Consider the following 11,875-nt stretch of genomic DNA (forward strand, 5'->3'; position numbering starts at 1 on the left):
AAGTAAATCTATAACAAAAGGGTAATCTGTAAATATACCTCTTAGGTATGAATACTATTACATAATTAGGTAGACTATTAAAAGGCCTGAATGGCCCGTTAAAAGTAAACCGACAATTTTCAAAGTTTAATGGTTTTGACCATTATGCTTAAAAATTGTCGGTTTTTTTGTTTTTTATAAAACAGAAAGGAATGCAGCGTAATGAAGGAAATCGGTCAAAGTCATATTTTCATAATGTTGGTTTATTCTATCCACCGATGGAGGGAAGTAAAATGTTAAATTCCCTGCCAGAAATATTTTTTGTATTGCTTGCGATATCGGTGCTTAGTGCACTGTTCCTGTTATATCCAAGGGTTCCACTGTCTTTTGTTCGGCTTCACATCGGTATCACATTGTTGCCTCCACTGGCTGCCCTAATGGTCCTTGTTACTACCAAGGAGACCATAATTTATGGTCCCTGGTGGCTTGATTCCTTATCATGGATGCTGGTATTGTTTGTCCTTACCATCGGTTTTATCGTGCAGTGCTATTCTGTTCGTTACTTCCTTGGTGATCGTTCCTATCGAAAATATTTTGCCTTGCTGACTATTACTATTACTGCTGATTCAGTTGTCTGGCTAAGTAATGATCTTCGCCTGTTGCTGATTTGCTGGGGGGTTACACTCCTGGGGCTAATACTACTGATAAGATTAAAAAAGGAGTGGAGTGTTGCTAGAAACGCAGCTAAACAATCAGGACGACTATTTGCAATAAGCTGGCTTATACTGTTTGGAGCTGTCATCTGGGTAACCCAATCCACTGGGCATTGGCAGTTGTCGCTTGTCCTCACAAAAAGCAGTCTTACACAGCTTGATTTATGGGAAAGGACTTGTATTAGCCTGATGCTAATCTTGGCTGTCGTAATTCCGGCAGCACAGTGGCCTTTCCAACGCTGGCTATTGAATTCAGTAGTAGCTCCAACTCCTGTATCCGCGGTAATGCATGCGGGATTAGTGAATGCTGGCGGAATTATCTTGACTCGGTTCTCTCCGCTTTTTAGTGGAGATATTACCCAAATCGTTTTACTTTTAGTGTCTAGTGTTTCAGTCATGACAGGTACCGGAATTATGCTGGTCCAGGTTGATTATAAACGACAGCTTGTTGGGTCTACGATTGCACAGATGGGGTTTATGTTAATCCAATGTGCATTAGGTGCTTTTTTGGCTGCCATTATCCACGCTGTCTTACATGGTCTATTTAAGTCAACTCTTTTCTTACAGGCTGGCTCTACGCTTCAACATCACAAGAAGCCAACATCAGAGTCAAACCAGCCATTGTCATTATTATGGACAATCACAGGAGGGATTTTAGGCCTCCTGGTGGCAATTGGTCTTTGGCTATCTTCATCTGGAGAGAATTATCAAATCATAAGCGCTCTTACCTTAGGGTGGTCAGTTTCATTAGCCTGGACCCAGCTCGTGGCTTTTGGTTCTGGACATATCGCGCGGATTGCAGGATTTTCTTTATTTGCAGTAGCGGCAATTGTATATAATTTCGTACATGATGCTTTTTATGGTGTATTACAAAATTCAATCCCGAAGGGAATGCAACCACCGGAACCGGCGGCAATTTTACTTCTGATTATTTTATTGGCCGGAAGTGCTGCAGGTGCATGGCTTGCTCGTAATCGTTCATCAGCTGCCTATTTTGTTATTTATCTTTGGCTTGTACGATTGGGTGAGCCTCAAAATAATTTGATAGAAAGTCATCCTAAATATTTGACACAATCATTCTTTAGAGGAGGTCATTTACGATGAATACAACATTAGCAAAAACATTACATTGGGAAAAGCTGCCTGATAGTCTTGATTTTGATCTTATTGACTTAGTGAAATCGGCCAGCAGGGTTATTGTACCGCTCGGGCCAATTAACACATTTGCAGCACGTAACCCCTGGGTAGGCTTGGAGGGACAAACGTTTGAAAAAACGGCTTACTGGCTCAAAGATACTTGTGATATAGATATCTATCCTAATGACTCCGTATTTCAATCTGCTTGGGAACGAGGCGAGATTCATCAGGATTTTTTAGAAAATGGACTTCAACATTGGCTAAACACACAATCTTTGGAGTTGCCGTATGAGGTCGCAGAGCGGTTCTGCCGAGCTGCACTAATGCAAAAGCAACTACCTTCCAGCACTATGGAAGAACCTAAGTTAAAAAGTATGGCAAGAAAACTAAACCGTTTTACATCCCAAATGACCGAAAAACATTCGGTCAAAACCTATAGCCAACGCTTGGAACAGCTGGGAAGGGTAAATGCAGCTCACGATCTTAACTGCAATATTATCAAGTGGTGTAAATTGTTTCTTGATGAGTCCCAAGCTGTCTGGTCGATGCCAAATCGTGAAGAAGGTTTCTATCGTGCGTGGCGGAAATTAGTCCAGCACGACCCGGCACTTAGCCGTAAGGTCCGTAAACAATTAAGTGATTTGCCGGAAGAAGCTGATGCTGCATTAATGGAAGTTTTGTTCGCACTAGAAATTCGATTTTCAGAAATTCAAGAATATTTTGAAGGCCATTTCCTTGCATTACCGGGCTGGAGTGGCATGATGCTTTGGCGTTCGCAGCAATCGACCGAAGAAAGTTCGCTACTACTTGAGTATTTAGCCGTCCGAATATCGATGGAATGGGCTTTAGTTAAACCCTTTCTTCCCTTGCCTGAAAAAAGAAACAATAAAGTACATTTAGAACCATTGATTACGGCCTGGGCCGAATGGGGGAACCTGTCAATCAATGCTTGGTCTCAGTTATCGTCTACAGAAATAAAGGCATGTTTGACCCTTGCATATCGTTTTGATAAGATTCAACGCAATCGACTATGGCTTGAAGCATGGGAAAAAACATATGAGGACCAATTAAAGAAGATGCTTATATCCCAACAGACGGCAGAAGAGGCGGAAAACATAAAGCCGGAACTGGCTCAGTTTGTATTTTGTATTGATGTTCGTTCAGAGCCTTTTCGCCGCAAACTTGAAAAAGGAGGAGAATTTAAGACTTTTGGAACAGCAGGCTTTTTCGGATTACCGATAGAAACCTACGAGCTTGGCAGTAACCATACGCATAACTCTTTGCCTGTAATGTTTAAACCGCAATACAAAATAAAAGAGTTTTCACCGGAGTCTGAATCCTATCAACAACGGCATCATGTAGTCAATTCAATAGGTTATACATTTAATGCGATGAAACATAATCTGATTTCCAGTATGGTATTGCCGGAAATTAGCGGTCCTTGGCTCAGCTTGCAATCACTCGCTCGCAGCTTTGTGCCTAGGAGTGCAGGACGGACATTAAGGAAATTGCACGAAAGATGGCTACATAAACCATCCCATGAACTCTTGCTTGACCATACGCAAACATTTGAAAAAGCTTTGCCAACTGGCTTTTCGGTGAAAGAAAAAGTACACTACGTAAGGCAGGCACTAATAATGATGGGGCTCACCGATCATTTTGCACCACTAGTGGTTATTTGCGGACATGGAAGTCACAGCACGAACAATCCATATAGTTCCGCACTCGACTGCGGTGCATGTGGAGGAGCCTCAAGCGGATTCAATGCAAGAGTGCTGGCAGCATTGTGCAATCTGCCAACCGTAAGGAAGAGCCTCGAAACAGAGGGAATAATTATTCCTAAAGATACCGTTTTTGCAGCTGCTGAGCATATTACTACACTTGATGAATTGCGTTGGCTTTACATTCCAGAACTATCAGATGAAGCTAAGAAAGCATTTTATCGTGTCCAGGCCGAGTTGCCAAAGGTGAGTGAGGAAGCCAATTCTGAGAGGATTCCGCAATTGCCAAATATCGGACCCCATCTTAAAAGTCCAAAGGCTGAGGCTCAACGACTTTCAGAAGATTGGAGTGAGGTGCGTCCGGAATGGGGTTTAGCGCGCAACGCTGCGTTTATCATCGGGGAACGTTGGCTGACCCAAGGTTGCAATCTGGGTGGAAGAGTTTTCCTCAATAATTATAACTGGAAGAAGGATAAAAACGGTCATATTCTAGCAAACATTATTTCCGGACCTGCAACGGTAGCTCAATGGATTAATCTGCAATATTATGCATCTACTGTTGCCCCTCATTATTATGGAAGCGGGAATAAAACAACCCAAACCTTGACAGCTGGGCTCGGGGTCATGCAAGGGAACGCTAGTGACTTACTATCCGGACTTCCCTGGCAATCTGTGATGAAATCAGATGAAGAGGCATATCATGAGCCACTACGTTTGCTGGTGGTCATCCAAGCGCCAAAGGAATATGTAAAAAGGATGCTCGACCACGATCATGCCTTTCAGCAAAAAGTGAAAAACGGATGGATTCGGCTTGCGTCCATTGACCCGGAAGGACACTGGGAGAGTTGGTCTTAACAATTCCTGGTTTTTATATAATGTGCTTGATTAGGCTGCTTTTCTTTTCAGTTCTTAAAGCAATGGTAAATAGCTTTCTAAAAGATAGTGTTACGTTGATAAAATAGATTGTTTTTTGAATATTATAGGCAATGTTTGGCCATCTATGAATGTAACTTTGAATAAAGGAAAAGGAATCGGTATGGAAAAATCAAAAGGAATTCTTGAAGCTGAAATAAGCAAAGCTTTAACACATTGGGAGAAAAATTATCTTGGACGAGGCTCCGTATCAGTTAAATCAGATATATTACGGGATATGGTGATTGTGATTCTTGGAGCTATTTTAACTCCTGCAGAATATGAAGTATGTCGGGATAAAGAAGGATTGTTATCAGTAAAAGAATATCGCAACAGTTTAGTGGAATCCGGTCTGGCTGATTTAAAGGAAATTATCTTAACGATAACAGGCGAAGAAGTAATTAGTTTTCACACCGATATTAGTACGCATACTGGAGAACGATCAATGGTCTTTAAGCTTTCCAGCAATCTGCAAAGCAAATTATGTTAGAAATAAAAGGATATATTCAAGGCTTAAATATCTTTTTCTAAAGGAAAGCATCAGAATCTTATTTAGAGTACAATACAAATTAATAATGAGGTGAATTTGATGTCTAGAGATGAAAAGAAAAAAGTACTATATGTGATTGGTATGGATCATAAATTAGAACGTTTTATTAAAGAAGAAACCAACAATCAGGAAAATATGATTATCTTGCATAGAAATCAACTGGTCATTTCACACCCCTTCGACGAATTAGTGAGGGACATAATCATTACGGTCTTTCAGGAAAATGTTGAAGAAATCGTTGTTGCCTTCACAGATGATTATCAAAAGAACACTGAGGATATACTGATCAAAATTAATAAAAACAAAGAATTAAAGGATAAGATTCAAACACTGAATTATCTTTTTAGTAATACCAAGCCAGAATTTCCTAGGGGTACGGTAAGTGAATGGTTACAGGGAGGAAAAACTTTAATGGATGGTGTCCAAAAAACAGTCCACATCATTCGCCATCATCCGCTGCTTCCGTCGCATGTAAAGGTCAATGAATTATTTATTAAAAAGGAGAATGAAAAGCTATCTGGAATTGTCTAATAAACTATTTACCTAAATATTAATGAAATCAGAGTCTTAATTCCTCAAATTAAAAGAAAATGGACATTTTTATTTTTTATTTTAATATCTAAAGAGGCATTCAATGATAGATTTTTTATACATATCTTACTTGCCAAAAAAGTTGATAAATTAAGTGTTCGCTCATTAAGCAGTCACCTTAAACGGTGGCTGTATTCCTTTTTTCATGTTATTTTTATTTAATATTGCTTACAAAAGAAAGACTTCCCGAAGGAAGCCCCTATGTACACGTTTATTTCCCTTTTCTACGAGAAGATACAACTATAAATTGTCCAATATTGTAAAAGACTACTTATATTCAGGATATTTACTAACTATTTCTTCATAAGTTCTTTTACCTTTAATAAATTAGGGTTTGTACATACGCAAGACCTCGAAGGAATTGTTCTAAAACGCAAAGATTCACGTTACGAAGTCGGCAAGAGATCGCACTCCTGGCTGAAGGTTATCAATTACCAGTACGCTGATATAATCGTTGTTGGCTACCGTAAGCAACCGAAGGATTTCGGCTGGCAATTAGCTGACACTGATTGAAAATACATGGGCGTGATGGAACTCGGTGTGCTTACGCGTGAAAAAGCGAAAGTGTATCGCGCTCCAATCATAAAGGAAACAGATGATTTTGCGTATGTAGCTCCGATTGGTTTACGTGTGAAATACCGAAATCTAACTAAAGCTGGCTTATTACGGCTGCCTAGTTTTGTAGAGTGGGTTTAACGACCTACTCTTTTTTAAAGATCTGTTATACAATAACCTTGATAATTTACCAAAAGAAAAAGGACTTTTTTGATGACATCTTATTTAACAAAGCACTCGTTAGCTGAATAAGAAAACTCGAGAAAATTATTGGTATCAAAGGAGAAAACCTCCTTTATGTCGAAAATTATAGATAAAGGGGATGACCCAATGAATAAAGTTGGTTTATTAAAAAATCTACACAAAGCAAGTCGAGGTAATTTCTTTTCAACAGAGATTCCTAAGGCTACAAAAGAAGATGAAAAAAAGATTGAAGAATGGGTTGGAGAATTAGAAAGTGAAGGAAAAATCAAGTTAAGAGAGTGTATACAGCGAGAATACTCGGTTTATTTACATGGAATAATTAAGTACGCATCCGAATAATCGGGTGTTTTTTATTGGGGTGAAACGAAATAGGATATTTCAAACCAAGAAAACCGAGAGTAACTATTTCAGCTAAAAAAGCCACGGCAGGTACGCCAAGGCTTAATAAAATGGGCGGTTATGATACGATTCATTTTTCCGTTCTTTCGCGTCGTAAGTGTAGTCGGTGAATTTCTTTTCGACGAAGCTCGAGGCAGCGACCGACATTAGACCGGTTGGCATTGTGACTGCGAGGACTAGGGAAGCGTATAGCCAGCGATAAGGGTGCGGTGATTGATAGTCAATTGCGTTTATGTCGATTACCTTTAACGAAGTAATAAGGTAAATGGCGATGATGATTCCGGTAATAATGGCGAAATAGCCCGCCCATTTTAATGCGTTTGACATGCGAATCCCCTCCAACACTCTTTTGGTTAATTTTACAATTTTTTACTTTTTGTGTAAATGCAAACTAGCGAATTCAAAATTTTTATATTTGCGGACATCGTTGGCGTACGGTTTTCGAATCTTGACATTTTCGCTACCTTTCAACTATTATAAGACCGTAAAGGACGAACGAAAACTGTAACGGTGATTGACCGAAAACTGTGTAAAGCGTTGATTGAACGTTGAGGTTAACGCTGATTGAACGGAATGATTAAGCGGATTGTATTACGTGGTCTTCAAAACTGCTTGAGACCTGCGTGCCAGGTCTGGTGGGTTCGATTCCCACGCAGTCCCGCCAACTAAACCCAGATATATCAAGGGTTTCGACTGTTTTTCATCTTTGTTTTACCGACTGTTTGAAAAATGAGTTAAAGTTAAAAAGTCACCAGTATTTTTTCTAAAAATTACATAGTACAAGTGCGACTGATTTTGTGTGTACCAGTGTGTCAAATCCACCAAATTCTTGTAAGAAGGGTGGATTTTTTTATGCAACCCGTAAGGAAAACTCAGCGAAAAGGTTCAAGAAGTAATCAGAATATTAAACGGTTCAAACAAACTGAGCAAAAGATGACTCTGTTTGAAATGTTTGAGCGATTTATGGCCTTCAAACAAACTGAGGGTTTGGCAAAACCTACAATTCAAGGATAATTTAAAGGTCACAGCAAAATAATTATAGGAACCAACTTGGTTATGAAACTGGGAATGTAATGCTTTTTGATGAGGTGAGTTTAGTTGAGTAATGTAGAGCAGAGTATAAAGTTCGGTTTAGAAAGAATTGTTTTTATTGGGAGAACATTCGAAGAGTATTTTGATATGTTTTCTCTTTCAGAGGAAGAACTAAAAGGAAAGAAAATACTTGATTGTCCAGCAGGAGCTTGTTCATATACTGCTGTTGGTAACAAATCAGATTTAGATGTAACAGCGTGCGATATTGCTTATTATCACTCAGGTGAAGACCTAAAAAATAAAGGTCTTCAGGATATTAAACACGCGATGGAGCATATGGAAAAAGCCCATAACAATTATAAATGGGATTATTTCAAGGATATAGAAGGACTTAGAAATAATCGTTTAAGTGCCTTACAAGATTGTACCAACCATATGATAGAATCCAGAGAAAGATACATTCCCGTTCCTCTACCTATTTTACCGTTTAAGGATGAACAATTTGATATTCTTCTATCTGCACATTTTCTATTTATGTATGCGGATCGTTTAGATTATCAATTCACATCGAACCGTTAACTGAGTTCTTAAGGATAACGAAAGAGGAAGTTCGAATTTTTCCTTTAGTTGATTTACAGGGAAACAGATACGAGAAATTAGATGAAATAATAGGTTATTTGACTGACAATGGCTGTATGGTTGAAGAAGTCAAAGTACCATATGAATTTCAGAAAAATGCTAACTCGATGTTAAAAATAAAAAAAGCTTAGAAAAGAAAGGGGTAACGTGTAAGCGTTGCCCCTTTTTTAAAACACATCTTACTAAAAATATGGGAGTAAAAGTCAAGATCGCTGCGGCGGTCTTTTACTTATCTGGGGCAGTATTACTTGTATAACCACAAGACCTTGGGAAATAGGAAATACAATCTTTTATGGAATGACTGTTTTACAGAAGAGCGTATTATGCATTAAAGCATTTCATTCATCAAGTGTATGTATTTGAACCCCAAGAAACCTGAGTTTATTCAAAGCCTTCAAATTACATAGTTTGGAGGCTTTTTCTCATGTAAAATTTTATGTTTTTTACAATTCCTACTAGAAACGAATAAAAAAAGGAGTTTTTTATCTCTATTAAATTTAATAAAAAACACTAAATCCTTTTTATGGGAAAACGAGGTAGAGATGTTCGTAATATAAGACACCTTCTCTATGATGGAAACGGTTTCCTGAATGGGGTTTTAGAATCATAATTAACTTATAAATAGATAGTAAGGGGGAACCAAATGATAAAGTTAAATCCATTACATTTGTACTAGTGTTATTTTTATGAAGCTTTGTAAGCGGTACATTATTGGACTAAGTTGAACACCGCAAATTTTTTCTATTAGATTTAAGGGAAGATTCTCTAAAAAGCTAGCAGTTTAGTTAACTGATTTGAAACAATGAGTTGGAGGAAACAATCATGAAAAAAGTTTTTTCAATTGCTGCAGTAACCATGATGTCATTTGGAATTTTGGCAGGATGCTCGGTTGGCCCAAGTTCTTCTAGAGATACAGATACAAAACCAATAGCCACCAAAGAAGAATTAAAACCATTCGGGAAATATAAAGAAACAGTCAATTATACGGTAGGGAAGTCCACACCTGGTATTGCAAAATTACCTCCAGGACAAACATACGAAGACAATGCTTATACAAAATACTTAAAGGAAACGCTTAATATTCAAAGTAAAAATAAGTTTGAGGCACAAGATGGAGATGCCTACAAACAGAAAGTTTCCATGGCTGTTGCATCAGGTGATATACCTGACATTATGGCTGTTGATGCTGCAACATTACGTCAGTTGGTCGATAATGAATTAATTGCCGATCTAACAGATGTGTATGAATCAAGTACTTCTGACTTAGTAAAAGATATGTATGATTCATACGATGGTCGTGCATTGGAAGCTGCTACATTCGATGGTAAACTAATGGCCCTGCCATCAACACAAAATGCAAACATCCCAACTATGCTTTGGCTCCGCCAAGATTGGTTGGATAAGCTTGGCTTAAAAGGACCAAAGACGTTGGATGACGTAGAGAAAATCTTAACTGAATTTACCCAAAAAGATCCAGGTGGTAATGGGAAAGGAATTACAGTAGGTTTAGCGCTATCCCCAAGTATTGGTGGAATGTACGGATCACTGTTCCAAGCGGACAATATCCTTCAAACTTATGATTCATTCCCGCGTCAATGGATTGAACAAGATGGCAAGGTAGTTTATGGATCAATTACAGAAGAAACAAAACAAGGGTTAGGCAAACTGGCTGATTGGTACAAAAAAGGTCTAATCGATCCTCAAATAGCAGTACGTAAAAGTATTGAAGATTTGATCATTGGAGGTCAGACAGGTGCGTACTTTGGACCATGGTGGACCCCAGATTATCCTTTGAATTCTGCCAAACAGAAAAATCCAAATGCTGAATGGGCACCATTTATCATTTCAAAAGATGGTAGTGGCACCATCACAGCTTATACACAAAACCCGGCATCTGAATTCTATGTTGTAAGAAAAGGTTTTAAACATCCAGAAGTACTTCCTAAATTAGTTAGTGCATTAGATGATAAGCTGCGTCAAGAAGACCGTAATTACCAGCCTGTAGTAGATTTCATTAAATTTGGCGGAGACCGTGGGGCACCAGTAAATATCATGGTTAACTTTAATGATGCAACAGCACAAATGTATGAAAATATTAATGCTGCCATTGAAGGTAAAAAAGATCCTAAAACATTATCACTAGATGATCTATCATCCTATCAAAAGATCACAGATTATTTAAAAGACCCAGCGAAGGCAGACGCTAATCAATGGAGTGCTTATAATTCCAGAGTGGTAGCGGGTAAGTTAATGGCTGAAACAAAAATAAATGAGGTAAATCCAGTTTTCTTTGGCCAGACCAAAAGCATGAAGTTAAAATGGGCTAATTTAACAAAGTTAGAAGATGAGGCGTTCTTAAAGATTGTAACAGGTGAGAAAGACTTAGATTACTTTGATAAGTTTGTTGAAAACTGGAAGAAAACAGGCGGTACTGAAATTACGAAAGAAGTTTCGGAAGCCATTAAAGAAAAGTAATCTACAAATGGGTACAAATCTTGATTTGTACCCATTTAAAATCATTATTCTAAGAAGAGGGTGCGATGGACATGAAAAAACGTGGTGGGCAGCTGGAGTATCATCTAATGTTGGCACCAGGCATGATTTTTTTGATTATTTTTAGTTTTATACCAATGTTTGGAATCATTATGGCATTTGAAGATTATGTTCCTGCTAAAGGTGTTTTTGGATCCGAATGGGTCGGTTTTGAAAACTTTAAATATATGCTTGAAATTCCAGATAGTATGAAGATACTAAGGAATACTCTTGTGATAGCAGTTGGTAAGATTATTCTAGGAACGCTGGTACCCATTATATTTGCCTTACTATTAAACGAAATTAGATTGAAATGGGCAAAGAAATCGATTCAAACGATTGTTTATTTACCAAACTTTTTATCGTGGGCCGTTTTAGCAGCCGTTTTTATAAACATTTTTGACTATCATGGACCAGTAAATAATTTCTTACAGGCGTTTGGACATAAGCCAATTTTATTCTTAGGGAGCAACGAGTGGTTTAGAAGTATCATTGTTTCAACCGATGTATGGAAAGGTTTTGGCTATGGTGCCATTGTTTATTTGGCCGCGTTAACGGGGATTGACCCAGGGCTATATGAGGCATCTTCAATGGATGGTGCGAATCGTTTTAAGCAATTATTGCATGTCACCTTACCAGGTATTTTACCAACCATTATGTTGATTACCGCACTCAATTTGGGGAATATCTTAAACGCTGGTTTTGACCAGATTTTTGCCTTGTATAATCCGATTGTCTATGAAACTGGGGATGTCATTGATACTTATGTTTACCGAATTGGTCTCATAGGTCAACAATATAGTTTTGCAACAGCCATTGGCTTATTAAAATCAGTGGTAAGCTGCGTCCTCATTTTATCAGCCAACGAATTATCTAAAAAACTTGCAAACATGAGGATTTTTTAAAAGGAG

General features: G+C 38.2%; 11 protein-coding genes, 1 tRNA gene and 1 pseudogene. 12 read left to right on the forward strand and 1 reads right to left on the reverse strand.

The features are described 5' to 3' along the window. Window positions 1-257: 257 nt before the first annotated feature. The 7 genes from AC4QJR_RS09495 to AC4QJR_RS09525 all read left to right on the forward strand — a co-directional run bounded on the left by AC4QJR_RS09495 (window position 258) and on the right by AC4QJR_RS09525 (window position 6,701). Complete coding sequence (locus AC4QJR_RS09495) at window positions 258-1,796, forward strand: NADH dehydrogenase subunit 5 (RefSeq protein ID WP_496526648.1); 1,539 nt, start codon at window positions 258-260, stop codon at window positions 1,794-1,796. Next, window positions 1,793-4,405 carry a DUF2309 domain-containing protein gene (locus tag AC4QJR_RS09500; RefSeq protein ID WP_496525978.1) on the forward strand — a complete coding sequence of 871 codons (2,613 nt, stop codon included), beginning with the start codon at window positions 1,793-1,795 and terminating at the stop codon, window positions 4,403-4,405. Before AC4QJR_RS09495 ends, AC4QJR_RS09500 begins: the two co-directional genes overlap by 4 nt. A gap of 181 nt (window positions 4,406-4,586) precedes the next feature. Next, window positions 4,587-4,952, forward strand: a complete 366-nt coding sequence (locus AC4QJR_RS09505) for a Na-translocating system protein MpsC family protein (protein ID WP_098572272.1) — start codon at window positions 4,587-4,589, stop codon at window positions 4,950-4,952. 99 nt (window positions 4,953-5,051) lie between these two features. Continuing rightward, entirely contained in the window at window positions 5,052-5,543 is a 492-nt protein-coding gene (locus tag AC4QJR_RS09510; RefSeq protein ID WP_496525979.1) for a carbonic anhydrase, read from the forward strand. A gap of 363 nt (window positions 5,544-5,906) precedes the next feature. After that, complete coding sequence (locus AC4QJR_RS09515) at window positions 5,907-6,116, forward strand: ATP-dependent DNA ligase (protein ID WP_375377424.1); 210 nt, start codon at window positions 5,907-5,909, stop codon at window positions 6,114-6,116. Window positions 6,117-6,143: 27 nt separating this feature from the next. Continuing rightward, window positions 6,144-6,299 carry a hypothetical protein gene (locus AC4QJR_RS09520; RefSeq protein WP_496525980.1) on the forward strand — a complete coding sequence of 52 codons (156 nt, stop codon included), beginning with the start codon at window positions 6,144-6,146 and terminating at the stop codon, window positions 6,297-6,299. Window positions 6,300-6,488: 189 nt separating this feature from the next. Further along, complete coding sequence (locus tag AC4QJR_RS09525) at window positions 6,489-6,701, forward strand: hypothetical protein (protein ID WP_180230010.1); 213 nt, start codon at window positions 6,489-6,491, stop codon at window positions 6,699-6,701. A gap of 102 nt (window positions 6,702-6,803) precedes the next feature. On the opposite strand, the gene AC4QJR_RS09530 is transcribed toward AC4QJR_RS09525, so the two are convergent. Beyond that, window positions 6,804-7,088, reverse strand: coding sequence for a hypothetical protein (locus AC4QJR_RS09530; RefSeq protein ID WP_098572254.1), 285 nt, complete (start codon window positions 7,086-7,088; stop codon window positions 6,804-6,806). A 255-nt stretch (window positions 7,089-7,343) separates the two neighbouring features. Here AC4QJR_RS09530 and AC4QJR_RS09535 point away from each other — a divergent pair. From AC4QJR_RS09535 to AC4QJR_RS09555, 5 genes and pseudogenes are all read left to right on the forward strand, one after another. Further along, window positions 7,344-7,425, forward strand: a tRNA-OTHER gene (locus tag AC4QJR_RS09535). Window positions 7,426-7,613: 188 nt separating this feature from the next. Beyond that, a complete protein-coding gene (locus AC4QJR_RS09540; RefSeq protein WP_375377406.1) occupies window positions 7,614-7,775 on the forward strand; it encodes a hypothetical protein in 162 nt (53 codons plus the stop codon). An 84-nt stretch (window positions 7,776-7,859) separates the two neighbouring features. Further along, window positions 7,860-8,563 (forward strand): annotated as a pseudogene (locus AC4QJR_RS09545) (SAM-dependent methyltransferase). 691 nt (window positions 8,564-9,254) lie between these two features. Further along, window positions 9,255-10,907 (forward strand): type 2 periplasmic-binding domain-containing protein, encoded by a 1,653-nt coding sequence (locus tag AC4QJR_RS09550; RefSeq protein WP_496525981.1) that lies wholly within the window; start codon window positions 9,255-9,257, stop codon window positions 10,905-10,907. Between the two features lie 71 nt (window positions 10,908-10,978). Beyond that, window positions 10,979-11,869, forward strand: coding sequence for an ABC transporter permease (locus AC4QJR_RS09555; RefSeq protein ID WP_098572273.1), 891 nt, complete (start codon window positions 10,979-10,981; stop codon window positions 11,867-11,869). Window positions 11,870-11,875: the final 6 nt, after the last annotated feature.

This window comes from Neobacillus sp. BP17 (assembly GCF_059579525.1).

Bases quoted from the DNA above. Each gene is read 5' to 3' on its own strand.
- AC4QJR_RS09510 (WP_496525979.1), top strand. From the start codon at position 5,052: ATGTCTAGAGATGAAAAGAAAAAAGTACTATATGTGATTGGTATGGAT.
- AC4QJR_RS09500 (WP_496525978.1), top strand. From the start codon at position 1,793: ATGAATACAACATTAGCAAAAACATTACATTGGGAAAAGCTGCCTGAT.
- AC4QJR_RS09530 (WP_098572254.1), bottom strand. From the start codon at position 7,088: ATGTCAAACGCATTAAAATGGGCGGGCTATTTCGCCATTATTACCGGA.
- AC4QJR_RS09550 (WP_496525981.1), top strand. From the start codon at position 9,255: ATGAAAAAAGTTTTTTCAATTGCTGCAGTAACCATGATGTCATTTGGA.
- AC4QJR_RS09495 (WP_496526648.1), top strand. From the start codon at position 258: ATGGAGGGAAGTAAAATGTTAAATTCCCTGCCAGAAATATTTTTTGTA.
- AC4QJR_RS09525 (WP_180230010.1), top strand. From the start codon at position 6,489: ATGAATAAAGTTGGTTTATTAAAAAATCTACACAAAGCAAGTCGAGGT.
- AC4QJR_RS09555 (WP_098572273.1), top strand. From the start codon at position 10,979: ATGAAAAAACGTGGTGGGCAGCTGGAGTATCATCTAATGTTGGCACCA.
- AC4QJR_RS09505 (WP_098572272.1), top strand. From the start codon at position 4,587: ATGGAAAAATCAAAAGGAATTCTTGAAGCTGAAATAAGCAAAGCTTTA.
- AC4QJR_RS09540 (WP_375377406.1), top strand. From the start codon at position 7,614: ATGCAACCCGTAAGGAAAACTCAGCGAAAAGGTTCAAGAAGTAATCAG.